The following is a 24941-nucleotide window of genomic DNA, read 5'->3' on the forward strand; positions in this document are numbered from 1 at the left end:
AACGAAGACGATCTCCGGAATTGCCCGCCGGTCCGGATTTGTGTTCAATGCACTGCGTCCATAAGTATACCGTCAAGTCATGAGATGCGGAGATCGGGTCAATTGAGATTACGCGCGGTTCTGACGTTCGCTCTCGTTTTGACCGCCGCCGCGGGCTTTCTCCTTTGGCGGCTGGCCGATCATGACCTCGACCGGCGCAACAGCGAGCGCTTCGACTTCGTATCCGCGGGCGCGCCCGTGTCGGGCACGCTCTGGCTTCCCGACGAGACGCCAAGGGCAGCCGTCGTCCTCGTCCATGGCGACGGCGCCCAGGATCGCACGTCAGAAGGCGGATACGCTCCGCTGATCAACGCCATGCTCGATCGAGGCATCGCGGTGGCGTCCTGGGACAAGCCTGGCGTCGGTTCGTCTGCAGGTAACTGGCTGCAACAGACCATGGAAGAGCGTGCGGACGAAACGCGCATTGCGCTTCAGCTGCTGGCCCGGCGTTTCGATGGCCTTGTACACGGGGCTGTCGGCTTTTCGCAGGCAGGCTGGGTGCTGCCGCAGCTTTCATCCAACGATGCGGATTTTGTCGTTCTGGTCGGAGCGGCCGTGTCCTGGCAGGATCAGGGGGACTATTACACGCGCACGCGGCTTGCGCGCGAGGGGCTTGATCCGCCGGCGGTCGATCTGGCGATTGCCGAACAGAAGCTGGAAGACGCGCGCATCTTCGGGCCGGAGGCGGCCAGTGCGCCGGCCGGGATGCCCGCGGATCGCTGGCAGTTCATCAGGATCAACCGATACGCCGATGCGCGCGCTGCGCTTGCCCGGCTCGATCTGCCCTTGCTTGCCATCTGGGGCGCAAACGACCTGAATGTCGAGCCTGAGCGCAATGCGGCAATCTTTGGTGAATTCGTTTCCGGGCGGAATAGCCATAGCGAGATCATCATCTGGCCCGGGGCCACGCATGGCCTTTTGAAATCATCCGCCTACAACTGGCAACTGGCCGATGACTGGTCTCGGTTTGCAATCATGCGCTTTGTCCTTGAGGGCCGTCACGCCTTTGCGCCCGGTGCGCTCGACACGATAACCGAATGGATCCTGGCCAGAGGCAAATTCGGAGCGTCGGTGCGGCAACCATCATGAGAAACCTTCCCAGGGGATGAAAGGTTGCCGGCCATTGCGCCGCGACCGGCATGTGCCCGGTCAGTTGCGAGCGCCATCGCTCAGCAGCATCGCCTCGATATCATCGAGTTGCGATTGCAGGTCGGCGCTGTCCTCCGCCCCCCAGATGCGCAACGTGAACAGTCCCTCCACCGCCAGAAAGGCCGTTCGCGCCGCGCGCGCCTCTTTGCTGTCGCCCATTCGGGACAGGATCGAGCGGTACGACATCTATCCCCTCCTCATGGCCTGTCTGCTGGTGCCCATGGGCACTCTGGCGGACCGGGTGGGAAACAGGAAGGTGCTATTGTCGGGCCTAGCAATCTTCGCCTTCGCATAGGTTGCGCCGCCGGCGAACAGGGCGCCGCCCTGATTGCCGCAAGCAAGGCCGCCTTCAGTGCAACCCATATCGCGTTGCTGTCCGTGGCAGCCGCCGTGATTGCTGCTCTCGCCATCGCCGTCTACATTCTGCTGGCGCGCTATCGCCCGATCGGAGGCGCTCGCCACTGAATGCGACGGTCAGAGGCCGGCAGCGTACACCCCAGGAGCGATGCGCCTTGACGGGTCCCGGCGCGGAAGCCGGATTTCGACGGCAAGGCCGGCGTTTTGGGAAGGAAGGATCAGCGCATCGCCGCCATGCGCCTTTGCAATCGCCCTGACGATGGGCAGGCCGAGACCCGAACCGCCTCTATTGGCTCATACCCCATTGGAAAAGCATTCCCGTCGGGGCCTTGTATCTGACAAAAAACATCCGTACTGTCGCAAAACATTCATTTTAAGCGGATAAATGTCTTAAAACGTACATTTATGACGTTTCAGGTACAAAGGAGAGCAAAATGAAGAAACTTGGTTTGTGGACGATCGGTGCGGTGGCCGGCGCGCTGATTTCGAGCGCGGCGTTCGCCGAGACCATCACGGTTTACACGTCCTACGAAGAGGACGAGGCCGCGGCCTTTCTTGAAAAGGCAAAGGAGGCCATGCCCGATATCGACGTCAATCTTCTGAGGCTCTCCACCGGCGATCTCGCCGCCCGCATCATCGCGGAAAAGGCCAATCCCCAGCATGACGTGCTGTGGGGTTTTGCGGTGACCTCGATGGTCAACCCGCAGATCGAGGAGACGCTGGAAGCCTATGAGCCGAAGGGCATCGATACCGTTCCCGCGCAGTTCCGCGACCCCGACAACAAGTGGTTTGCGGTCACCGGTTACATGGCCGCGTTCTGCGTCAACAACGAGCGCCTCGAGGCCGAGGGGCTGGAAATGCCGACCTCCTGGGCCGATCTGACCGACCCGTCCTTTGCCGATGAAGTCGTCATGCCCAACCCGGCAAGCTCGGGCACCGGCTATATCCAGATCGACGCGCTGCTGCAGATGATGGGCGAAGACGAAGGCTGGACCTTCCTCGACAAGCTCGACAAGAATGTCGCGCAGTACATCAAGTCCGGCTCCCGCCCCTGCAACGTCGCCTCGATGGGCGAGTACACCGTCGGCGCCTCCTACGCCATGCGCGCCATCAAGAACATCGAGGAAGGCTACCCGATCACCATGGTCGTGCCGTCCGAAGGCGCTGGCAACGAGCTGGAAGGCAATGCGCTTGTCGCCTCCTCCGAGCATAAGGATGCCGCCAAGCGCTTCCTCGACTGGACGCTCAGCCCCGAAGCGGCCACGGCCTATTATGACTGGAAGACGATCGTGACAGTTCCGGGCGGCGATGTGCCGGAGCGGTTCATTTCCGCCGGCCTGCCCGAGGATGTTCCGGCCGCGCTGTTCCCGGTCGACTTCCGCGCGGCGGCTGAAGACCGAACGGAAATCATCAACACCTGGCAGGAACGCTACGAGCGCTAAGAAACGCCAGAGGATGACGTAGCCGGCGGGCGATGTTGCCCGCCGGCGCTTTCCGCCCAACGCATTTCGGCGGAGACAAGCTTCGGCTGACCAATTCAATTTAATTGCTTTACGTGCCCCGCGTAGAAAAGCGACATCGTCTTTTCCCGGCCCGCACGCCCAAACCCCCATCAGGAGAGAACGCGCGATGGACCTTTCGATCCGCAACCTTGTCAAGCGCTTCGACAGGCTGACAGCAGTCGACAATGTCACGCTCGATGTCCCGCACGGAAACTTCGTCTGTTTTCTGGGACCATCGGGCTGCGGCAAGACCACGCTGCTGCGCGTCATCGCCGGGCTTGAAGACGCGGACGAAGGCACGATCCAGCTCGGCGGCGAGGACTTGACGGCGGTGCCCACCAGGGCGCGCAATTTCGGCGTCGTGTTCCAGTCCTATTCGCTGTTTCCCAATATGAGCGCGGCGCGCAATGTCGGCTATGGGCTTGAATGCCGGCGCTGGGACAAGGCCAGGATCGGCAGCCGCGTCGACGAGATGCTCGACCTCGTGCACCTTGGCGACCATCGCGCCAAGCTGCCGGCGCAGATGTCGGGCGGCCAGCAGCAGCGCATTGCGCTGGCGCGCGCGCTCGCGCCCGATCCGTCGCTGCTTCTGCTCGACGAGCCGCTGTCGGCGCTTGACGCCAAGGTGCGCGAGGAACTGCGCGTGGAAATCCGCAGCCTCCAGCAGCGCCTGAAGCTGACCACGATCATGGTGACTCACGATCAGGAAGAGGCGCTGGCGATGGCGGATGTCGTCGTGGTCATGAACAAGGGACGCATCGAACAGATCGGCTCCCCGCGCGAACTCTATGCCGAGCCGAAAACCGCCTTCGTCGCCGATTTCATCGGCCGCATGAACATCTTGCGGCTGGATGAGAACGCGCGCATGCAGCCGAGCTTCGGCGGCGTCGCGCTTCATCTTGCCGACAGTGCGCACGCGGCGGACCATATCACGGCCCTCGGCGTGCGCCCGGAAATGATTTCCCTGAGCGATGCAGACGCCAGCGGCGACAACACGCTTCCCGCAACCGTCTCCGGCGTCACCTATCTCGGCAATATCACCCGCGTCGAGGTGGTGACGAATGCCGAGCCTAAGGCGCCGATTACCGTCGAGTTGCACGGCGCGAGCGCGGTTCCGAAAGTGGGCGAGCGTCTCGGCATCGTCATCCCGGCCGAAGCCCTGAGGGTGCTCGCATGAGCGACGCCGTGAAGACCGCAAGCCGCCCCGCGCGCGGCATCGACATTGCCGACCGCGCCAGCGTCTGGGCGATGACGCTGTTCGTCGCAGCGCTCCTGATCATCTTCCTGCTGCTGCCGTTGCTGGGCATTCTGATGCGCAGCCTCGAGACCCCCGACGGTCTCGGCTTGGGCAATTTCATCGCCACCTTCTCGACCATGCGGTTCTGGGAGCTTGTCGGCGACAGCATTCTGGTCTCGCTCACCTCCACGGCAATCGTGGTGGTGGTTGCCTATGGCTATGCCTATGCGCTGCAGCGCGCGATCATCCCCGGCAAATGGTTCCTGCGGACCGTGATCCTGGTGCCGCTGTTCGCGCCGTCGCTGGTTCAGGCGCAGGGACTGATCCTGCTTCTCGGGCGTAACGGCATCCTCAACCGCTATCTCGATTTCGATCTCGATATCTACGGCTTCTGGGGCGTGGCGATCGCCAATGCGCTTTACGCCTTTCCCTACGCCTTCCTGATCCTTTCGGCGGCGCTCGCCGTGGCGGATGCCCGGATCTATGAGAGCGCCGAGGCGCTCGGCGCCGGCCCGCTGCGGATTTTCCGCGACGTCACCCTGCCCGCCACCCGCTACGGGTTGGCGGCCACGCTGTTCATCGTGTTCATGCTGGCAATCACCGATTTCGGTAATCCGATGGTGATCGGCGGCGATTTCAACGTGCTGGCGACGGAAGTCTACAATCAGGTCATCGGTCAGGCCCAGTTCGGCCTCGGCGCGGTCATCGGCGTGGCGCTGCTGGTCCCGGCCATGTTCGCCAAGCTGATCGAAAAGCGGATGACGGCACGTCAGCACGCGTTGGTCACCGAGCAGTCCCGTCCCCTGACGCCAAAACCCTCGGCCCGGCGCGACCTGTTCTTCTCGCTCTATGCCTATCTGGTGGCGGGCCTGGTCGTGTCCGTCGTCGCCATTGTCGTGTTCGCAAGCTTCGTGCATCTGTGGCCATACAATATGAGCTTCACGCTGCGCCACTACCGGTTCGACGTGCAGAACGGCACGGATCCGCTCTGGAACAGCGTGTTCGTCGCTTTCGCGACCGCCATTGTCGGCATCATCGTCACCGGGCTCGGCGCGATTGTCGTGCACAAGTTCAAGACCGCGCTGACCGGTCCGCTGTCGTTTCTGGCGATCCTGCCGGCCGCCGTGCCCGGCATCGTGCTCGGTCTCGGCTATATCCTGGTGTTCAACGACCCCCACAACCCGCTCAATTTCCTCTACGGCACCTTTGCGCTGATCGTCATTCTCGAGGTCTATTACAACCACGCCCACGCCTTCCTGATCTCGTCCACCAGCCTGAAGCAGATCGGCGCGACCTTCGACGAGGCCTCGACGACGCTCGGCGGCACCTCGATGACCACCTTGCGCAAGGTCACCCTGCCGCTCATCTGGCCGACCCTTCTGGGTGTGGGCGTGTTCTATTTCATGCGATCCATGGTCTCGTTGTCGGCGGTGATCTTTCTCGTCACCCCCTCGACCCAGCTTGCCTCCGTTTCGGTGCTGCAATTGTCGGATCGCGGCGCGATCAACCAGGCGGCCGCCTTTTCGGTCTGCATCATGGGGATCGTGGTGCTTTGCCTGATCGTCGTGCGCGTGCTGATGCGGCTCGCCGGCGTCAGAGACGTAAGTCTCATAAGATAAGAGCGGAAAACGCCATGACGGCCTCCCCCATCAAGGCCATCCTTTTCGACAAGGATGGCACCCTCCTCGATTACCAGCGCACATGGGCGCCCATCAACCGGGCCGCCGCCGAGCTTGCCGCGAGCGGCGATCCGGCGCTTGCCGCGCATCTTCTGAGCGTCGGCGGCATGGACGCCGAAAGCGGACTGACATCGTCAAACAGCCTGCTGGCGGCGGGAAACACCGACGAGATCGCCAGGGCTTGGATCGAGGCCGGCGCGCCTTTCACCGTCGGCGAACTGACCGCCGCGCTCGATACGCTGTTTACAGCCGCGGCCTCCGACGCCGTTCCGGTTACCAATCTGGTCAAGCTGTTTCGCAACCTGCATCAACGCGGCTTCCGGCTCGGCATCGCCAGCAGCGACAGCCAGGCGGCGATCGAAAGTCTTGTGGAGCGGCTGTCGCTGACCCCATGGATCGATTTCATCGCCGGCTATGACAGCGGCTACGGCGTCAAACCGGAACCCGGCATGCTGCTGGCGTTCTGCGCGGCGATGGGCGTCTCCCCGGCGCAGACCGCGGTCGTCGGCGACAATCCCCATGACATGAACATGGCGATCTCCGGCGGGGCGGGCCTCAAGGTCGGCGTTTTGACGGGAACGGGAACGCGCGACGTGTTGCAGCCTCTGTGCGATGTCTGCCTTCCGGGTATCCAGACTCTCGCCACCGAAGTATTCGAAAACACACCGGCTTCGAGGACATGAAACGGACAGCGGAAAAGCGGCTGAAAGCGCGCTTTGGCCGCGCTTCAGCAGATGATCTCGACGTCGTTTTCCTCCAGAAGGCGACGGATTTCCCCCTCCGGCATGGTGTCGGTGACAAGGGTGTCCAGGTCGGATATCGACCCCAGCCGCACCATGGCCCGCTTGCCGAACTTGCTGCTGTCGACGGCCACAAGCGTGCGGCGCGATTGCGCCATCGCCGCCGTCGCCACAACGCTTTCGGCATGGTCGTCGTCGCAAAGGTCGCCGTCATTGTCGATGCCGCTCACCGAGATGATCGCACTATCGAACTTGAAGTTGCGGATGAATTCGGGCGTCTCTTCCTGGAAGATGCCGCCATGAATGGGACGCACGAAACCGCCGGGAACGGCCAGCGTGAAATTGGTGTTCTCGTTCAGGATCGTCGCCACCCTGAGGCTGTAGGTCAGAACCCTGAGATGATTGCGGCGCGACAGCGCGCGTGCGATCGCCTCGCAGGTCGTGCCGGAGTCGATGAAGATCGACGCGCCATCGGGCACAAGATCGGCGACAAGTTCGCCGATGCGCTGCTTCTGCTCCGCATTGTCGACGCGACGACGGCGGTAGACAGTTTCCTCCAGCGGGCCGACGAGAACCGCGCCGCCATGAAGACGACGCACGCGGCCCGCCTTTTCAAGCGCAAGAATGTCGCGCCGGGCCGTCTGCGTGGTCACCGTGAAGAAATCGGAAATCTCCTCTACGGAGATATAGAAGTTCTTCTCCATCAATCGCAGTATCGACGACTGACGGCCTTCCTTCTTTCTTTCCTCGCCGCTTCTTTCCACGTCCGCACCACCTCCAGCACCATTTCCGATTCTGTGTCCCCTTTTTGAAACACCGGGCGCGTGTACGCAAGGAATCTATAAAAATGTTGTAAATATGACATATACGGGGACTATATGTCGCTTTCGAAACATACTAACCTGACGACGCAAATCGAAATTTCATAGCGTTCCGATTACGAAAGGAATACCCGATGAATGGTATCATTCAGCGGCTGGGAAGCCGCGCGCAGATTTCAGGCAAGATGCTCGGCCTTCTGAGCGGCGTTTCGCTGCTGGCCGTCAGCGCTGTTCCAGCGAAAGCCGAAGACAATGCGCTGCGCATCATCTCCCTGAACACCTGGGGCGCATCGACGCTCATCCCCGAAGCCGCCGACCTTCTTTCATCGGGCAATTACGACTTCATCACCATCCAGGAATACCGCAACAGCTACGGCGTCGATATCCAGAAGAAGATGGCCGACCTTGGCGCTGGCGATTACGAGCTGCACTCGAAGGGCGACACCGGCCTTGCCTGGCGCGACAAGGACATTATCGATTACAGCAATACCGATGAGCCGGTTCACGTGGTTGTCGGCGGCGAGAACGGCCGCCCGCAGACCATCATCGCGACGGAGCATCTCGATTACCGCGACGATGCCTTTCTCCATCGTAACCGCGAAGCCCATGAGCTGAACGACTGGGCGGCAAGCAAGGCGAGCCCCATTATCATGACGGGAGACTTCAACGCGGGCGACGTCTCCGAGCGCGGACTGCTGGAAGTGGTTCAGCAGGAATTCATGATGAAGCGCGCGCGAGAGACCGGCAATGCGGACCACAAGGCCTGGGCGCTGCAATATGTCGCGCGCAATCACGCCATCGGCTCTGAAAAATACGCCGCCGCCGAAGCCTATATCAACCGCAAGTCCAACACCATGCCGGAAGGCCTGTTCACCGACGAGACCTATCCCGTGGCGGGCAACACGCCCTACACGATGAACCTTCTGAAGAAGCAGTACCAGATCCTGCAGAACCCCGAGGATCGCGAACGCTTCGCCCCCCACAAGCTGGCGGATGGCAGCACAACATGGCCGAGCGTCGAGGAAGACGACGAGGCCTTCAAATGGCCGTCCTGGGGCCGCACCCAGATCGACCACTTCATTGCGTCGCGCCCCTATGCCAAATGGTGGGAACTGACGGATGCCGAAGACGACCACTATGTCGGCGGCGTTCTCGACCAGGACATCAGCACGACGGACGAGGGTCACGCGCTCTCCGATCATGAGCCGCTCGCCCATGAAATCCGCTGGAAGGGCCCGAATGTCGAGGAGATCGGCGACGGCAGCGGCAAGATCCGCCTGACCTTCGATGCCAACACGCGCGATTCGGCAGAGCGCGCCAATGAATTCCGGCTGTCGCGCAACAACCACCGCACCGATGTCTATCTCGGCCAGCTTTCCGATGAGGATGGCCGTCCGATCTATGCGCAGGCCCCGGAAGTCACCGAGGACCGCCTCGGCTTCCTGCTCGCCAACGCGGTCTATGACCGTCACGACCCGGAAGCCTTTCAGGAGGAGCTTTCCCTCTACGTGCCCGCCGAACAGCAGGCGGTTTACAAGGCCTATCTCGACAAGCTGACGGATACCTCCAATCCGGAATTCTTCCGCAACGTTCTCGACGACTATTTCCAGGCGCATCGCGAAGAGTTCCCGGGCATCGGCAGCATCAGCGACATGAGCTGGGAGCAATGGGGCGATATCCTCATGAAATATGTCGATGAGGACCTTGCCTTTGACACCAAGCCGGAAAACCCGGCCTGGGACGAGCTTGTCGAAACGTTCGGTCTCAGCGATCCGGCCGTGCGCGCCGCGCTTTCGGCGAAGACCGGGCTCGACTTCGAAAACGATCCCTTCGCGCCCCTCAAGCTGGCGCTCGACTGCGCCGACGCGCAGCATCTGTCGCTTCAGGGCGCCCGCGCGATGTGCGTGGATGATCATGAGCGCTTCCGCGACATCGTCGTCACCGCCGGCAAGACTGTGGCGATCGACGAAAGCGCGGCACTCGGCTCCTCCGACGGCCTGATCACGCTCGACAATGGCGGCATCCGCACCGCCGGACCGGACGATGACTGGGCTCAGTGGACCGGCCCGATCACGGCGCTCGACAAGGCCATCCGCTTCGACGGCCGGGGCTGGATCGATGTTTCCCACCCGACGGTTCCGGTGACCGCTCTGAAGACATTCTCCGGCGACGGCACGTTTGAAAAGCGCGGCGTCGGCACCCTGCTCTTGACGGCCGACAGCTCCGGCTTTGCCGGCACCACGCTGGTCAACGAGGGCAAGCTGCTGGTGGGCGACGAAAACGGCGCCGGCGCGATCGGCGGCAGCATGGCCGTCAATGACGGCGCGATACTCGGCGGCTCCGGCACGATCGGCTCCGGCGCGGGATCGCTGGTCTCGATTGCCGCGGGCGGCACGCTGTCGCCGGGCAATTCCATCGGCACGTTGACCATCGACGGCGACCTCGCCTTCGCCAGCGGCTCGATCTTCGCCGTCGAAGTCGACCCGGAAAGCGGGCGCAGCGACGCTGTGACCGTCACCGGCAAGGCCTCGCTGGACGGCACGCTCGCCCATGTCGGCTTCGACGGCGTCTACGATCCGCGCTCGACCTACACCGTCCTCTCGGCCGGTGAGATCGAGGGCGAATTCGCAAGCGTCACCTCCGATTTCGCCTTCCTGACGCCCGACTTTCTCTATGGCACGGGCGAAATCGGCCTGAAGCTGCAGCGCAACGACCGCGATTTCGCATCGCTGACTCAAACTGCCAACCAGGCAGCCGTCGCGGCAAGCGTGGAGTCGATCGGCTTTACCGCCGGAAACCAGCTCTATGACGCGATCGTCATGCTGCCGGACGATCCCGATTTCATCCGCAACGGCTTCGACCAGCTTTCCGGCGAGATCCATGCATCGGTCAAATCCGCGCTGATCGAGGAAAGCGGCATCGTCCGCGGCGCGGAGGCCGATCGCCTGCGGGCAGCCTTCGGCACGGTCGGCGCATCGTCGGCGCCGGTTCTGGCCTATGGCCCGGACGGTGCAAACCTCGTCGCTCCCGATCAGGCAAACGGCATCGCCGCCTGGGGCAGCGCCTTCGGAGCGTGGAACACGTTCGACGGCAACGCCAATGCCGCCGGCCTCGACAGCGCGACGGGCGGCCTGCTTGTCGGCGTCGACATCCCGCTTGCCGAAACCTGGCGCGTCGGCGCGCTTGCCGGCTACAGCCATTCGAGCTTCGACAGCGATGACCGCGCGTCGTCCGGTTCCAGCGATAACTACTCGCTCGGCCTCTATGCCGGTTCGCAATGGGGCGGCCTCGGCTTCCGCTCGGGTCTCGCCTATACGTGGCACCAGATCGACACCAGCCGTTCGGTGTTCATCCCGGGCCTTACGAATGCGCTCGACAGCAGCTATGACGCCGGCACCTTCCAGGCGTTCGGAGAACTCGGCTATCAGTTCGACCTCTCCGACGTTCAGCTGGAGCCGTTCGCCAACCTCGCCTATGTCAATCTGGATACGGATGGCTATGGCGAGAGCGGCGGCGCAGCGGCATTGAGCGGCGCAAGCGGCAGCTCAGATACCACCTTCACCACCGTGGGCGCGCGCGTCTCCTCCGACTTCATGATCGGCGCAACGCGAGCAAAGGCAAGCGGCATGATCGGCTGGCGTCACGCCTTTGGCGATATCACGCCGTCCGTCACGCAGGCTTTTGCGGGCTCGACGCCGTTCGCCGTCACCGGCGTCGCCGTTGCCGAGGATGCCGCCGTGGTCGAGGCCGGCCTCGACTTCGACCTGTCGGCCAACACCACGATCGGCGTGTCCTACCAGGGCCAGTTCGGCGACGACGTCAGCTACAACGGCGTCAACGCAAGGCTCCAGGTGAAGTTCTGATCTGAAGGCAGGCCACGTTCCGGCGGAATAATTCCCGTCCGGAGCGTGGCCTATTTCCGAGAGGCTTGCGCCATTGCGCACGGCCGAAAGGGGGCATCCGTCCCATCGGCTCATCTTCTGATTTCGAGCGCGGTCGCAACCGGCGGAGTCGTTCCGGCTTGCCGGTCCTCGCAAGGCTTTTATCGTGCTGCGACAAGCGTGTGATTTTCGCCTTCGCTGTTGAGATAGCGGCGGACGGGAAGCGGCAGTTTCGGCGATTTTTCATTGAACAGGCCGCATCCTTCCAGCAGTCTGCGCTTGTCGGGGTTCGGCCCGGCCACGCGCCAGATCGCCCGCGTGGAATAGGGCAGGTTTTCCTGGCGCCAGGAAACGCCGGTCGTCACCCCGCGCAGATAGGTGCGCTGATGCTCGGCAAACGGCATCAGCGTCGTCTGACACAGGAAGGATTGTTCCCCCACCCCGCGCTCGACGATAAAAAGCCGGTTACGCCAGTAGGCCGCCAGTCCGACATATTTCGAGAACTGTCGAATCTCCTGGTCCCGGTCATAAATCCGCTCGATCGATTTGACCGTGATCTGGCCGTTTTTCTCCTCGATCCTGGCACAGCTTCGGACGATTTTCCCGGGCCATGACAGGCTTTTATGGTAAAGTTCGTAATAGCCCGTATACTGACGCAGCTCCGGCAGGTTTCCGGGGAACCCCTCCCGCAACAGAAAATCCGGTCCGACGGTCTCGGCAGGCGTGCCGAGTACGTCCTGGAAGCGCTTTTCCGGCAGCAGGAAGTCCTGCGGCTTGAGGTTGAAATGCCGCGCGATTTTCCCTGTATTATAGGGCGAAGGGCGCGTTTGCGCGGCAAGATAGCGGTTGAACTGCTGTCGATTGATGCCGATCTCGCGGCAGATTGCAGTAATCGACGGGCGAGTGTTGCAGGCAAATCGCAGATTGGCTGCAAAGAGACTGTTGTTTTGGGATTTCAATGTTTTCGAGGCCGGTCATTATAGCGTCAATTAGCGTCATTGTGCGTCAATACGCGAAGTTGCCTGGCTTGCGCAAGCCGCTTATGCCTTTGCGCATGAAATTTGACGGACCCGTCAATCGCGCCTTCAGGCATTTCGATATCGCCTTTGCGATCATCCGCAGTCGCGGGGCGACGCGGTCGATATGTGCAATGCTAAAACAGTCAGGGGAAACCATATGAGAAACACGAAATCAGCCATTCAGAAGACCGGCCTCAACCGTCGCGCCTTTCTGGCCTCCGCAGCCGCGGCCGGATTTGCGGCGACCGCTTCCGGTCTTCTCATTCCGCGCGAAAGCCTTGCGGCCGAAGAGCCGCAGCGCGGCGGTCATCTCGTTCTCGGCCTCGACGGCGGCCAGACCACCGATATTCTCGATCCCGGCACCTATGCCGGCAGCACCATGTTCCTGGTGGGCTTCACCTGGGGCGACCGGCTGGTGACCACCGATCCGGTATCCGGCGAGGCGCTGCCGAGCCTTGCCGAAAGCTGGACCTCTTCCGACGACGCGAAGACCTGGACCTTCAAGCTGCGCAAGGATGTGCGTTTTCATGACGGCACGCCGTTTACCGTCAACGACGCCGCCCAGACGCTCCGCCGCCATTCCGACAAGGATTCCACCTCCGCGGCTCTCGGCCTTCTCGAAGAGATCGAGACCATCGAGGAAAGCGGCGGGGATCTGGTGATCACGCTGAAGAACGGCAATGCCGACCTGCCGCTGATGCTGACGGACTATCACCTGCAGGTCCAGAAGAACGGCGGCATGGATGACCCCAACAGCGCCATCGGCACGGGCCCCTACAAGCTGGAAAGCTTCGAGCCGGGCATTCGCATTACCTTCTCGAAGAATGAGGATGACTGGAACGAGGATCGCGGCTTCGTCGACAGCGTCGAGGTTCTGGTCATCAACGACAACACCGCCCGCATCGCGGCCCTTTCGTCCGGCAAGGTGCATTTCATCAACACGCTCAGCCCGAAGACGATGTCCTTGCTGTCGCGGGCGCCGAATATCGAAACGATCAGCACCAAGGGCAAGGGCTTCTATTCCTTCCTGATGCATGGCGACACCGCGCCCTTCGATAATAACGATCTCAGAATGGCGCTGAAGCTCGCCATCGACCGCGAGGCGATGCTGAACACGGTGCTCGGCGGCTATGGCACGCTCGGCAACGATTATCCGGTCAACGATGCCTACGCGCTGGCGCCGACCGATATCCCGCAGCGGGCCTACGATCCGGAAGAAGCGGCGCACTACTTCAAGAAATCCGGCCACGAAGGCCCGATCCTGCTGCGCACCTCCGATGCCGCCTTTACCGGCGCGGTCGACGCCTCCGTCCTGTTCCAGGCCAATGCCAAGGAAGCGGGCATCGACCTCCAGCTGCAGCGCGAGCCGGCCGACGGTTACTGGTCGAATGTGTGGAACAAGAAGCCGTTCTGCGCCTCCTATTGGGGCGGCCGGGCGACGCAGGATATCCGCTACACCACAACCCAGCTTTCAACCTCGACCTGGAACGACACCCGTTTCAAGGACCCCGAATTCGACAAGATGCTGCTCGAAGCCCGCGCCGAGACCGACCAGGACAAGCGCCGCGCGCTCTACCGCCAGATGGCGATCATGGTGCGCGACAATAGCGGCCTGATCCTGCCGGTGTTCAACAATTACCTCAATGCCCGCTCGGTGAAGATGCAGGGCTGGATCGACGACGTCGGCAACGACCTGTCCAACGGACAGATCGCCAGCCGCGCCTGGCTCGTTTCTTGATCCGAAGAAAAGAGGAAGCCGCGGGATCAAGCCGCGGCTTTCACACCCCCATGACAGAAACACAACCAACACCAACCGCCCCTGTCGGCGCGCCCTCTCCCGGCCTGATCTTCGTTTTGCGCGCGCGCTTTCCCATGGCAAGCCGTATCGGCGAGCGGATCGTGCTCGGCATAGGCCTGCTTCTCGCCAGTTCGATCCTGATCTTCGCCGGGATCGAAATCCTGCCCGGCGACTTCGCCGAGACCTATCTCGGTCAGGCGGCAACGCCGCAGGCGATCGCCAATCTGCGCGCCGAATTCGGCCTCGACCAGCCGCTCGTGACCCGCTATTTCGACTGGCTCGTCGGCATATTGCATGGCGATTTCGGAACGTCCTGGGCAAGCGGCCAGTCCGTCAGCGGCCAGATTGCCGCCCGGCTGGGCAATTCGCTGCTTCTGGCGGGCGCCGCAGCCGTGATCGCCGTTCCGCTCGCCGTCGGCCTTGGCCTTCTCGCCGTGCTCTATCGCGACCGTCTGGCGGACCGGCTGATCAACCTCGTCTCGCTTGCCGCCGTCTCGCTGCCGGAATTCTTCGTCGCCTATCTGCTGATCATGGTGTTCGTGGTCCAGCATCCGGTCGCAGCCTTTCCGGCCACGGTCTATGACAGTATGAGCCTGTGGCAGAAGCTTCAGACCATCATCCTTCCGGTGGCGACGCTGGTTCTGGTGGTGCTCGCCCACATGATGCGGATGACCCGTGCGGCGATCATCAATGTAATGTCCTCCGCCTATATGGAGACCGCCGAGCTGAAAGGCATCGGCGCGATGCGGGCGATCGTGAAACACGCGGCCCCCAATGCGCTGGCGCCGATCATCAATGTCGTGGCCCTCAACCTCGCCTATCTGATCGTCGGCGTCGTCGTGGTCGAGGTGGTTTTCGTCTACCCCGGCATGGGCCAGTACATGGTCGATGCGGTGACGATACGCGACTTGCCGGTGGTGCAGGGCTGCGGGCTGGTCTTCGCCGCGATCTATATTCTGCTCAACATGACAGCCGACATTCTGTCCATTGTCGTCAATCCGCGTCTGAGGCATCCGCGATGAATATCCGTTCCGTTCCGCTGACGGCGTGGATCGGCATGGCCGGTATCGCCATCGCCGTCATCGCCGCCGTCTTTGCGCCCTTTCTCGCGCCCTACGGCGAAAATCAGGTTGTCGGAAGCCCCTGGGAGGCGGCGAGCGCGGCCTTTCCGCTCGGGACCGACAATCTCGGCCGGGACCTGCTGTCGCGCATGATCTACGGCGCGCGCATGACGCTGTTCGTGTCGTTTTGCGCCACCGTGCTTGCCTTCTCGCTGGGCGTTGTCCTGAGCTTCGTAGCGGCCGTCATGCGCGGCATAGTCGATATGGGCCTGTCGCGCCTCAACGACCTGATGATGTCGATCCCGACGCTGATCTTCGCGCTGATCGTGCTGGCGGCGCTGCCCCAGAACCTGTTCGTGCTGATCGTGGTCATGGCGGTGCTCGATTCCACCCGCGTGTTCCGTCTCGGACGGGCACTGGCGGGCGATATCGCCGTGATGGACTTCGTCGAGGCGGCAAGGCTGCGCGGCGAAAAGACGGTCTGGATCGTGTTCCGCGAGATCCTGCCGAACGCGATGACGCCGTTGCTTGCCGAATTCGGCCTGCGGCTCGCCTTCGCCGTTCTGTTCATCTCCACCCTGTCTTTCCTCGGGCTCGGCATCCAGCCGCCGACCGCCGACTGGGGCGGCATGGTCAAGGACAACAAGGACGGCATCATCTTCGGCGTGTCCGCGGCGCTGGTGCCGGGGGCCGCGATTGCCGCGCTCACCATCTCCATCAATCTCGTCGTCGACTGGCTGCTGAAACGCACATCCAGCCTGAAAGGAGGCCGCGGTGGCTGAGCTTCAAACATCGGACGAATCCCCTCTGCTTCAGGTCCGTAACCTGCAGATCGGCGCGATGGCCTATCCGCCGGGCGAACGCCCGCATCCGATCGAGATCGTCAAGGACGTGAGTTTCACGCTGGAACGCGGCAAGGTGCTCGGGCTGATCGGCGAATCGGGCGCGGGCAAGTCCACCATCGGGCTCTCGCCGCTCGCCTATGGGCGCGGCGGCGTCACCATCACCGGCGGCGAAGTGCTGTTGGACGGCGTCGATATCCTGAAGCTCGGCAAGTCCGGCACGCGGGCGCTGCGCGGCGCGCGGGTCTGCTATGTCTCGCAATCGGCGGCGGCCTCGTTCAATCCGGCCCACAAGCTCGGCGATCAGGTGATCGAGGCGACCGTGCGCCACGGGCTGATGAGCCGTGGCAAGGCCCGGAAGCGTGCTGTCGAACTGTTCGATATCCTCGGCCTGCCGGATCCGGAGAGTTTCGGCAACCGCTATCCCCACCAGGTGTCCGGCGGACAGTTGCAGCGGGCGATGACGGCGATGGCGCTCTGCAGCCATCCGGAACTGATCGTCTTCGACGAGCCGACAACGGCGCTGGACGTCACCACCCAGATCGACGTTCTGGCCGCGATCAAAAATGCGATCGCCAGGACCGGAACCGCCGCGCTCTACATCACCCATGACCTCGCGGTAGTGGCCCAGGTCGCCGACGACATCATGGTGCTGCGCAACGGCGAAACCGTGGAATATGGCAGCGTTGAAAAGATCATCGAAAACCCCGATGCCGAATACACCCGCGAACTGGTGAATGTCCGCGCGATCCGCCACGCGGAGGCCGCCGACCAGTCCGACCGCTTCTTCGAGATGAACAACATCTCGGCCTCCTACGGCACCATGCCGGTGCTGTTTGATGTGTCGCTGCATGTTCCCAAGGGGCAGACGCTCGCGATTGTCGGCGAATCCGGTTCGGGCAAATCGACACTTGCGCGGGTCGCCACCGGGCTTCTGCCGCCGACAGCCGGTAGCGTGCGGTTCAATGGAAAAGACCTGCCGCCGGCGCTGAAGAACCGCAGCCGCGAGGAGCTGCGGCAGCTTCAGCTGATCTATCAGATGGCCGACACCGCCATGAACCCGCGCCAGACCGTGGGCGGCATCATCGGCAGGGCTGTGACCTTCTACGAGGGCCTGCGCGGTTCGGCGCGCCACAGCCGGGTCAACGAGTTGCTCGAGCAGATCGAAATGGGCAGCGGTTTCTACGACCGTTACCCCGCCGAGCTTTCCGGCGGCCAGAAACAGCGCGTGGCGATTGCCCGCGCGCTGGCCGCCCGGCCGGAGCTGATCATCTGCGACGAACCGACCTCGGCGCTCGACCCGCTGGTGGCCGACGGCATTTTGAAGCTGCTGCTGCAGCTTCAGAAGGAAAAGCAGCTTTCCTACATCTTCATCACCCACGACATCGCCATTGTCCGGGCGATTGCCGACAGCGTGGCGGTGATGCATCAGGGCAAATTGGTCCGTTTCGGCCCCAAGGCGGAGGCGCTTTCCCCGCCCTTCGACGACTATACCGATCTGCTGCTGAAATCCGTGCCCGAAATGAAGATCGGCTGGCTGGAAGAGGTGCTTGCCAACCGCAGGACTTCCAGCGCCGGCAACTGACACATTCCGGCCGGGCCACCCCTCCGGCCCGCGCTCCCTTACTGACAGACCCCGAATACGAAAAGGTCAAAACCATGGCGAAACAAGGTTTTACGACGTCCGAGGACCAGTGGATCACGCTTGCGGACGGCACGCGCCTGGCAACGCGAATCTGGATGCCGGACGGCGCGGCCGACAAGCCGGTGCCAACCGTGCTGGAATATCTGCCCTACCGCAAGCGCGGCGGAACCGATCCGCGCGACGAATCCACCTATCCGGTCTTCGCCGCCGCCGGCATTGCCGGTGTGCGGGTCGATATCCGCGGGTCGGGCGAATCCGACGGCGTCATCGATGGCGAATATACCCCGCGCGAACTCTCCGATGCCTGTGAAATTCTCGAATGGATCGCCGCACAGCCCTGGTCGAACGGCAATGTCGGCATGATGGGCATTTCCTGGGGCGGGTTCAACTGCCTGCAGGTGGCCGCCCTCAAGCCGCCGCAGTTGAAGGCCGTGATCTCGATCGCCTCCACCGTCGACCGTTACAATGACGATATTCACTACAAGAACGGCACGCATCTCTCCGCCCAGCTCTCATGGGCGGGCACGATGCTCGCCTATCAGTCGCGCACGCCGGATATCGATCTCGTCGGCGACCGGTGGAAGGACATGTGGCTGGAGCGGCTGGAAGGCCAGCCCTTCTTCATGGAGGAATGGCTTGCCCATCAGCGCCGCGACGATTTCTGGAAACACGGGTCGATCTGCGAGGATTTCGACGGGTTCCCGGTTCCCGCGCTGGTCATTGCCGGCTGGGCGGATGGCTATCGCAATACGCCGCTGAAGGCGATCGAGGGCCTCGGCGACAGGGGCAAGGCGATCGTCGGCCCGTGGGTGCACAAATATCCGCATTTCGCCTGGCCGAAACCGCGCATGGACTTCCACGCCGAAGCCATCGCCTGGTGGAAACGCTGGCTGGACGATGCCGGTAATGGTGCTGAACAGCTCCCGCAGATGCGCGCCTATATCCTCGATGGACCGCGCCCGGCGCTGAGGCGCGACAGCGATCCCGGCTACTGGGTCGCCAAGCAGTCCTGGGAAGCGCCAGAGACGGACACTCTGACGGTTGGAGCCGACGGCACGCTCAACGCGACAGGTGGCAGCGAGGGCACAGGCGACATCTATCTGCGCTCCCCGCTCGACACCGGCATCAGCGGCGGCGAATGGTTCACGCTGAAGCCTGACGCGGAGATCGCCGGCGATCAGCGCAGCGATGACGGCGGTTCGCTGACCTTCCAGACAGCGCCGCTTGCGGAAGAGGCCGTCTATCTAGGCGCGCCGGAACTTACCGTCGATGTTGCCTGCGAGGGCGACTGGGAAAACCTCGCCGTGCGGATCATCGATGTCCATCCCGACGGCACGGAGACCCGCGCCTGCTACGGCGTCCTGAACCTTGCCCATCGCGACGGTAACGAAACGCCGGCCAAGATGCCGCGCGGCGAGAAGACGCGCATCACCATGCAGCTTGACGCCATGGGCTATCGCTTCGCGCCGGGCCATCGCATCAAGCTCGCGCTTTCCACAAGCTACTGGCCGATCATTCTGCCGTCACCCGAAGCGCCGGGGCTCACGATCGATACCGCGAGCATCCGCCTTGCCCTGCCGCTCCTCGGCGATCATGAGCGCATCACCGTCGCCGAGCCGGAAAACCCAAATCCGCTGCCGCAATATGAAATGCGGTCACCGGAGGAGACCCGCCGCTCGGTCGAAAAGGATCTGGTCACAGGGCTGACCCACTACCGCATCTACGAAGACACCGGGCTGGAAGTGCATCCGCAAAATGGATTGCGCACGCAGGAAATCCGCAATGAGGACTGGTCGATCGACCCCAACGACCCGCTGTCGATGAAGGGCGATATCGACTGGAATATCCGGATCGAGCGCGATGGCTGGTCGGTTTCGACCAGGACAACCACGACAATGCGCTGCACGAATAAGGACTGGATCATCGCGGCAAGCGTGACGGCATTCGAAGGCGACCGCGAAATCTTCGCGAAGTCCTTCGAACAGCGCATCCCCCGCGATTTCATGTAGTCGGCGCTGCCGCCGGGCATCGGGCGATGGATCGACATCCCCCGATGCTCCGCTTTCCATCTATTGAGATGTCGGATGGACAAAAGCCGGATTCTGCTTTTCGCTCGACGCCGCAATGGCGACGGCGAGGAAGCGGAAGGTGCCTGCCATTCTGTGTACTTCCGCCGCCAGCCGACACCGCTACATCAGGTTGGGCAACAGAAGCGCGATCGTGGGGAAAATCAGGATCAGGACGAGACGGACGACATCGACGACCAGAAAGCTCGAAAGCCCCCTGAATATCGTCGCAAGCGAGACGTCCTTGACCACCGAGCGCAACACGAAGGCGTTGAGGCCCATGGGCGGCGTGATGTAGCTGACCTCGGTGACGATCACGACATAAATGCCGAACCAGATCAGATCAAAGCCGTATTGGGCGACGATCGGATAGAAAATCGGCACGGTCAGCGTAATCATCGACAGGCCTTCCAGCATGCAGCCGAGCACGAGGTAAATCAGGGTGATCATCAGGATCACGCCCCACGGATTGTCGCCGAAACCCGTCAGAATGGTCTGCATGTCGCTCGTCATGCCGGAGAGATTGACATAATTGGCGAATGTCAGCGCGCCGAACAGGATGAAATTCATCATCGCTGTGGTCTTGGCCGTGTCGTAAAGCGTCGAAAGCGCTTCCAGCGTGGCGTACGAAGGCTGTGCCATGCTGCGCCAGCGCGCGGGCGTCAGGCTCTCCATGCGGACGCCGTCAATCGTGATTTCGCACCTCGTTACAAGCCTTGAGTTCCAAACCGGAAGTGCGTTGTGGCGGGGCTCAAGACCGCTCAGGATAATTTCAGAAAGTCCTCACGCATCGGCACGAAAGTGTCGAGCAGCTTGCCGGCTTTCAGGCAGCGGCAGCCATGCGGAACATCGGGAGCCTTGTAGAGCAAGTCGCCGGCCTTCACGATCTTGGTTTCATCGCCGATGGTGAATTCGAACGTGCCGGAAAGAACATAGGTGAACTGCTCATGGTAGTGGTGATGAAGCGGCCCGATGGCGCCTTCCTCGAAGGATACTTCGACCGACATGCCGTTTTCGCTGTAGGCAAGGATTTTCCGGCTCACGCCGTCACCCAGATCCTCGACCTGGACGTCATTGCTGTAAACAAACATCTTTCTTCCTCCTTTCGACAGGACGAAAACCGTCCGTCATTCAACGTGCATCGTCAGTCCGAAACGGGCCCTGGCGAGATCTGCAGCCTCAAAGCAAATGCGGAAGATGCGCCCGCCCCAGACTTCCAGATGGCGCGGATCGGTGATCTCGATCGGTTCCACATTACGGACGCGCAGATTTTCCGGCGTAATGACGAGTGTTCTGTTCTCACCGGCTATCCGGCATGATCCGTCCTCCTGCACCGTGATCTTTCGGTCGGAGACATGCAGCGGCAGCATGAAGCGTCTCAGCGGTACGCCGAGCGTTACTTCGTCATCGATCCGGATTTCGGCGGCCTCGTGGCTGAACGTGATCTTGCGATGGATGCGTCGAGAGCCCGGCTCGCTGAAATAGGCCGGCCCGGCGTCGAGGCTGAGGACAGTTGAGACGCCGTCATGCCGGTAATCAACATCGCGCGCGGCAGCCCCCGCCCCTGCATACTGCAGCTGTTCATTGACGCTCGGAACATTATGACCCTTCGAGCTGATGTGCCACATGTCGTAGCGCGTTTCGGTAAAGGTCGCGCGCGAATAGGCGCCTTGCCCGAGGTCGATGATCATCGGTTCACCATCGAGATAGACGCTGAAATGCCCGACGTCGTTATGGGAGTGATGGTTGACCTCCGGATCATTGCTGCCGGCGATTGCGCTCAGCATCAGGCCCGTTCCCGGTCGCTCATCCGAGCGCGCGATCATCATCTGCATATCGGCAAGCCAAACACTTTTTTCGCAGGTCCGGGGCACGGCATTCCGGTTTTCAGGCGTCCAGAACAAAAGCCGGGTCAGATGCACGAGAAACTGCCGGGCATAGTCATTGCGTCCCCGCGCCCTGCCCGGATTGGCAAGCTTGCGCGCCGCCAGCCGGTCGATATCCTCGCTGACGAGGCTTGCAAGCTGCTCCGAACCGATCAGACCGGCATAGCGGCTCAAAAGCCCCTGGTCGAGGTCGAGCTTCAGGCCGCCATCGGCGAAGTTGACGAAGAGGTTCTCGCCGATGTTGAGGGGCAGGATATGCTCCCCGAAATTGCGGAATTTCTCATTTTCCGCTGCGTTCAGGGAGAGGCCGAAACGCTCTTCGACGAGGCTGACAAACCCGGCAAGTCGCCCTGCGCTCACAACCCAGTAGCCGGGCCCCTCGATACAGGCGCCCGATGGCTCGATCGTGTCGAAGAAGCGCTGCATCGGCACCATGAGTTTCAGCGCAAGACTGACGAGCCGTTGTTCGTCCTCGACCGTATAGCAGGCGGCCAGCAGAAGATTATGCGAACACCACGCCGTCCAGTTGTTGCGCCCGAGATACCAGCCATAAAGCTTGGGTCCTTCTAGCAATTGCAGTGCGCGCCGGTCGATTTCGCCATGAATGCGGTGGTAGAGCGACGGTACCGTTTCCAGCAATGTATGCTTGAGAAGATAGCATGTCTCGGCCAGCGTCGCGGCCGTTTCACAGGCGAACAGATCGAGATAATCGTCGCCGGGCACCGGCAGGGGATCATCCTCTTTCCAGGGATTGGCCCGCTTGAACATCACCATGTCGTGCTGGCCGGCAAAATTATGCGCCGGCACGCACCAGCTCACCTCGCCGAGAATTTCCCAGAGATAGTCGATGATCTTCGCAAGATATGTGCCCTTGGCCGTCAGGCATTCCGCGATGACGAGATGCGACAGTTCGTAGCGCCGGCGAAAGTAGCTTTCCTCGTAAAAGGTCCGGTCGCCATTGGTCATGAAATTCATGTACATCGTGCCGGTCAGCGGATCGATCTCTTCATCCAGAAGCTGGTCGGCAACGGCGATGATGGCCGCAACCGGCATTTTCAAAGCCGGTTCTTCGGCAACGGCCGCCCACCGGTCACGCGCCTCGATACCGGGAAACGGTTTCCAGTCTTTGTGTTTTTGCAGTCCATCAAGGAGCCGCTCTATTTTCATCGCATCTTTGAACATTTCAATTTCCCGTTCGGGCACAGGCCGATGACCGCTGAGCGGCCGGCTGGTCATTTTCGATATGTCTTGCGCTTCAGCTGTCTTCGCGGCGGCGGATCCGTTTCCCGCTTTCGGCATCGAAGACCCGGACCTTGGAGAGGTCGGGGATGATCGTGACCGCCTGTCCCGCTTCCAGCGGACGCTGTTCCTTGAAGGCCGCAGTAAGGCGGTAGCCGCCCGTATCCGATACGATCACCATGTCCGAGCCGGTGTTCTCGACGGCATGAATGGTGGCGAAAATGCCGCCCTCCCGATGCCCTTCCACAATGCCGACATGTTCCGGGCGAATGCCGTACAGAATAGCCTGCCCCTCGCGGCAATCATGACCCGATCCGAGCGAAAGCAGGGTTCCGTCGACAAGCCGGGCTGACGCCTCGCCATGACCGCCTTCCACACGCGCCTCGACAAGGTTGATCGACGGCGTACCAAGAAAGCTGGCAACGAAGGTGTTGACCGGATCCTCGTACAGCGTCAACGGCGGTCCCGCCTGCTCGATCCTGCCATCGCGCAGCACGACGATCTTCTGACCGAGCGTCATGGCCTCCACCTGGTCATGCGTCACGTAAACGGAGGTCGTGCCCAGGCGTCGATGCAGATCGGCGATCTCGCCGCGCACCTGTACCCTGAGCTTCGCATCGAGATTGGAGAGTGGTTCGTCGAACAGGAACACCGACGGATCGCGTACGATGGCCCGGCCCATCGAAACGCGCTGCCGCTGGCCGCCGGAAAGCGCCTTCGGCAAGCGCTCAAGCAGTGGCTCAAGCTCGAGCATACGCGCGGTCTCCTGCACCTTTTCGGCAATCTGCGCCTTCGGCATGCCGGCAAGTTTCAGCGCAAAACCCATATTCTCGGCCACCGTCATCTGCGGATAAAGGGCATAGGTCTGAAAGACCATGGCGATATCGCGCTGTTTCGGCGGCAGCTCGGTCACGTCGCGCTCGTCGATCCTTATCGCGCCGCTTGTGACGTCTTCGAGACCAGCGATAATGCGCAGCAACGTCGACTTTCCCGAACCGGAGGGCCCGATCAGAACACAGAACTCGCCATCTTCGATATCAAGCGACACGTCATGGATCACGTCGACCGCGCCGAAGGACTTGTTGACATTTTTGAGGCTTACTGAACCCATTTTTTCACCTGAACCTTTCGCTTAGCCCTTGACCGCGCCGGACATCAGCCCGCGATTGAACTGTTTTTGAAGCAGGAGATAGACAATGATGCAGGGCACCGTGGCGATGACGGTAACGGCGATAAAGATGTTCTGCTGCATGATCTCGTCGACGCGCAGCGAGCGCAGGACAACGGGCAGCGTATAGAGATTGCGGTCGTCGACAGCAATCAGCGGCAGAAGATACTGGTCCCAGATCATCAGGAAGCCGAAGATGGTTGCCGTGCCCAGCGCCGGCTTGACGAGCGGCAAAACCACGCGCCAGAAAATCTGCAGCTCATTGGCGCCATCGACCCGTGCCGCATCTTCAAGATCGCGCGGAATCGCTTTCATGAACTCCGTCAACAGGAACACCGAGAATGCCCAGCCAACCACCGGCAGGATCATCGCCGCATAGGTGTTGTAGATGGACGTATGCAGGATCGGCAGTTTTGCATGCAGGATCAGGTAGAGCGGGATCGCGATCACTTCATCCGGCAGCATCATCGTCGACAGGATCGCAAGGCTGACGATGACGGCACCCCGAAACTTCTTGCGGGCGAGCGCATAGGCGGCGAGAGCACTGACCAGCGTCTGCAGTGCCGTCGCGATGACAACGACGAACATGGAGTTGAAGAGGTAGATCCAGACCTTCACTTCCGTCCAGGCGTAGATGAAATGGTCGAGCGTCGGCTGGCTCGGCCAGAGCACCAGCTGTCCGGGCTGAACCGTGTTCTTGGTAAAGGCGGTGGCGACAACACCCCAGAACGGGCCGCAAAAGACAATGAGCAACAGGGCATAGACCAGCCCGCGGGCGATACGTTGAGAGAGCGTCATTTTCATCAGATCAT

The 24941-nt window shown here is 61.8% G+C and carries 18 protein-coding genes and 2 pseudogenes; 11 read left to right on the forward strand and 9 right to left on the reverse strand.

What is annotated here, in order from left to right:
* Positions 1–102 precede the first annotated feature (102 nt).
* A complete protein-coding gene (locus JET14_RS22475; RefSeq protein ID WP_246750677.1) occupies positions 103–1128 on the forward strand; it encodes an alpha/beta hydrolase family protein in 1026 nt (341 codons plus the stop codon).
* Between the two features lie 60 nt (positions 1129–1188).
* Here the strand turns inward: JET14_RS22475 and JET14_RS22480 are convergent, their stop codons facing one another.
* Together JET14_RS22480 and JET14_RS23010 are read right to left on the reverse strand one after the other, a co-directional pair.
* Positions 1189–1374: a hypothetical protein gene (locus JET14_RS22480; RefSeq protein WP_200338369.1), complete on the reverse strand. Its 186-nt coding sequence runs from the start codon at positions 1372–1374 to the stop codon at positions 1189–1191.
* A 288-nt stretch (positions 1375–1662) separates the two neighbouring features.
* Positions 1663–1821: pseudogene (locus JET14_RS23010) on the reverse strand (hypothetical protein); the annotation flags it as partial.
* Positions 1822–1979: 158 nt separating this feature from the next.
* Between JET14_RS23010 and JET14_RS22485 the strand changes: the two are divergent.
* The 4 genes from JET14_RS22485 (at position 1980) to JET14_RS22500 (ending at position 6646) form a co-directional block, all read left to right on the forward strand.
* Positions 1980–2987, forward strand: coding sequence for an ABC transporter substrate-binding protein (locus JET14_RS22485; RefSeq protein WP_200338370.1), 1008 nt, complete (start codon positions 1980–1982; stop codon positions 2985–2987).
* A gap of 187 nt (positions 2988–3174) precedes the next feature.
* On the forward strand, positions 3175–4224 hold the full coding sequence (locus JET14_RS22490; RefSeq protein WP_200338371.1) for an ABC transporter ATP-binding protein: 1050 nt from the start codon (positions 3175–3177) through the stop codon (positions 4222–4224).
* Positions 4221–5903, forward strand: a complete 1683-nt coding sequence (locus tag JET14_RS22495; protein WP_200338372.1) for an ABC transporter permease subunit — start codon at positions 4221–4223, stop codon at positions 5901–5903. Before JET14_RS22490 ends, JET14_RS22495 begins: the two co-directional genes overlap by 4 nt.
* 14 nt (positions 5904–5917) lie before the next feature.
* Positions 5918–6646, forward strand: coding sequence for an HAD family hydrolase (locus JET14_RS22500; protein ID WP_200338373.1), 729 nt, complete (start codon positions 5918–5920; stop codon positions 6644–6646).
* A 44-nt stretch (positions 6647–6690) separates the two neighbouring features.
* Here JET14_RS22500 and JET14_RS22505 read toward each other — a convergent pair whose 3' ends face one another.
* Positions 6691–7467 carry a DeoR/GlpR family DNA-binding transcription regulator gene (locus tag JET14_RS22505; protein ID WP_200338374.1) on the reverse strand — a complete coding sequence of 259 codons (777 nt, stop codon included), beginning with the start codon at positions 7465–7467 and terminating at the stop codon, positions 6691–6693.
* Positions 7468–7658: 191 nt separating this feature from the next.
* Between JET14_RS22505 and JET14_RS22870 the strand changes: the two genes are divergently transcribed.
* Positions 7659–11387 (forward strand): autotransporter domain-containing protein, encoded by a 3729-nt coding sequence (locus tag JET14_RS22870; RefSeq protein ID WP_246750678.1) that lies wholly within the window; start codon positions 7659–7661, stop codon positions 11385–11387.
* Positions 11388–11566: 179 nt separating this feature from the next.
* Here JET14_RS22870 and JET14_RS22515 read toward each other — a convergent pair whose 3' ends face one another.
* On the reverse strand, positions 11567–12364 hold the full coding sequence (locus JET14_RS22515; protein ID WP_200338375.1) for a transcriptional regulator: 798 nt from the start codon (positions 12362–12364) through the stop codon (positions 11567–11569).
* Positions 12365–12581: 217 nt separating this feature from the next.
* On the opposite strand from JET14_RS22515, the gene JET14_RS22520 reads away from it, so the two are divergent.
* The 5 genes from JET14_RS22520 to JET14_RS22540 all read left to right on the forward strand — a co-directional run bounded on the left by JET14_RS22520 (position 12582) and on the right by JET14_RS22540 (position 19779).
* Complete coding sequence (locus JET14_RS22520) at positions 12582–14162, forward strand: ABC transporter substrate-binding protein (protein ID WP_200338376.1); 1581 nt, start codon at positions 12582–12584, stop codon at positions 14160–14162.
* Positions 14163–14212: 50 nt separating this feature from the next.
* A complete protein-coding gene (locus tag JET14_RS22525) occupies positions 14213–15244 on the forward strand; it encodes an ABC transporter permease (RefSeq protein WP_200338377.1) in 1032 nt (343 codons plus the stop codon).
* On the forward strand, positions 15241–16065 hold the full coding sequence (locus tag JET14_RS22530) for an ABC transporter permease (protein WP_200338378.1): 825 nt from the start codon (positions 15241–15243) through the stop codon (positions 16063–16065). The genes JET14_RS22525 and JET14_RS22530 overlap by 4 nt, the downstream gene beginning before the upstream one ends.
* A 58-nt stretch (positions 16066–16123) precedes the next feature.
* Positions 16124–17710, forward strand: coding sequence for an ABC transporter ATP-binding protein (locus tag JET14_RS22535; protein WP_200338544.1), 1587 nt, complete (start codon positions 16124–16126; stop codon positions 17708–17710).
* Between the two features lie 74 nt (positions 17711–17784).
* Positions 17785–19779: a CocE/NonD family hydrolase gene (locus tag JET14_RS22540; protein WP_200338379.1), complete on the forward strand. Its 1995-nt coding sequence runs from the start codon at positions 17785–17787 to the stop codon at positions 19777–19779.
* A 180-nt stretch (positions 19780–19959) separates the two neighbouring features.
* Here the strand turns inward: JET14_RS22540 and JET14_RS22545 are convergent.
* From JET14_RS22545 to JET14_RS22565, 5 genes and pseudogenes are all read right to left on the reverse strand, one after another.
* Positions 19960–20445: pseudogene (locus JET14_RS22545) on the reverse strand (TRAP transporter large permease subunit); the annotation flags it as partial.
* Positions 20446–20597: 152 nt separating this feature from the next.
* The gene (locus JET14_RS22550; protein WP_200338381.1) at positions 20598–20927 is read right to left on the reverse strand and encodes a cupin domain-containing protein; all 330 of its coding nucleotides are present in this window, start codon (positions 20925–20927) and stop codon (positions 20598–20600) included.
* Positions 20928–20963: 36 nt separating this feature from the next.
* Entirely contained in the window at positions 20964–22904 is a 1941-nt protein-coding gene (locus tag JET14_RS22555; protein WP_200338382.1) for a heparinase II/III domain-containing protein, read from the reverse strand.
* A 73-nt stretch (positions 22905–22977) separates the two neighbouring features.
* Positions 22978–24072 (reverse strand): ABC transporter ATP-binding protein, encoded by a 1095-nt coding sequence (locus tag JET14_RS22560; protein WP_200338383.1) that lies wholly within the window; start codon positions 24070–24072, stop codon positions 22978–22980.
* Positions 24073–24093: 21 nt separating this feature from the next.
* Positions 24094–24933 carry a carbohydrate ABC transporter permease gene (locus JET14_RS22565; RefSeq protein ID WP_200338384.1) on the reverse strand — a complete coding sequence of 280 codons (840 nt, stop codon included), beginning with the start codon at positions 24931–24933 and terminating at the stop codon, positions 24094–24096.
* Positions 24934–24941: the final 8 nt, after the last annotated feature.

The organism is Martelella lutilitoris (genome assembly GCF_016598595.1).
GTDB lineage: Bacteria > Pseudomonadota > Alphaproteobacteria > Rhizobiales > Rhizobiaceae > Martelella > Martelella lutilitoris_A.

What these genes read in the sequence shown, in the direction of transcription:
- JET14_RS22490 (WP_200338371.1), top strand. Translation starts at nt 3,175, where the DNA reads ATGGACCTTTCGATCCGCAACCTTGTCAAGCGCTTCGACAGGCTGACA.
- JET14_RS22520 (WP_200338376.1), top strand. Translation starts at nt 12,582, where the DNA reads ATGAGAAACACGAAATCAGCCATTCAGAAGACCGGCCTCAACCGTCGC.
- JET14_RS22500 (WP_200338373.1), top strand. Translation starts at nt 5,918, where the DNA reads ATGACGGCCTCCCCCATCAAGGCCATCCTTTTCGACAAGGATGGCACC.
- JET14_RS22555 (WP_200338382.1), bottom strand. Translation starts at nt 22,904, where the DNA reads ATGTTCAAAGATGCGATGAAAATAGAGCGGCTCCTTGATGGACTGCAA.
- JET14_RS22525 (WP_200338377.1), top strand. Translation starts at nt 14,213, where the DNA reads ATGACAGAAACACAACCAACACCAACCGCCCCTGTCGGCGCGCCCTCT.
- JET14_RS22495 (WP_200338372.1), top strand. Translation starts at nt 4,221, where the DNA reads ATGAGCGACGCCGTGAAGACCGCAAGCCGCCCCGCGCGCGGCATCGAC.
- JET14_RS22870 (WP_246750678.1), top strand. Translation starts at nt 7,659, where the DNA reads ATGAATGGTATCATTCAGCGGCTGGGAAGCCGCGCGCAGATTTCAGGC.
- JET14_RS22530 (WP_200338378.1), top strand. Translation starts at nt 15,241, where the DNA reads ATGAATATCCGTTCCGTTCCGCTGACGGCGTGGATCGGCATGGCCGGT.
- JET14_RS22480 (WP_200338369.1), bottom strand. Translation starts at nt 1,374, where the DNA reads ATGTCGTACCGCTCGATCCTGTCCCGAATGGGCGACAGCAAAGAGGCG.
- JET14_RS22565 (WP_200338384.1), bottom strand. Translation starts at nt 24,933, where the DNA reads ATGAAAATGACGCTCTCTCAACGTATCGCCCGCGGGCTGGTCTATGCC.
- JET14_RS22485 (WP_200338370.1), top strand. Translation starts at nt 1,980, where the DNA reads ATGAAGAAACTTGGTTTGTGGACGATCGGTGCGGTGGCCGGCGCGCTG.
- JET14_RS22560 (WP_200338383.1), bottom strand. Translation starts at nt 24,072, where the DNA reads ATGGGTTCAGTAAGCCTCAAAAATGTCAACAAGTCCTTCGGCGCGGTC.
- JET14_RS22535 (WP_200338544.1), top strand. Translation starts at nt 16,124, where the DNA reads ATGGCCTATCCGCCGGGCGAACGCCCGCATCCGATCGAGATCGTCAAG.
- JET14_RS22540 (WP_200338379.1), top strand. Translation starts at nt 17,785, where the DNA reads ATGGCGAAACAAGGTTTTACGACGTCCGAGGACCAGTGGATCACGCTT.
- JET14_RS22550 (WP_200338381.1), bottom strand. Translation starts at nt 20,927, where the DNA reads ATGTTTGTTTACAGCAATGACGTCCAGGTCGAGGATCTGGGTGACGGC.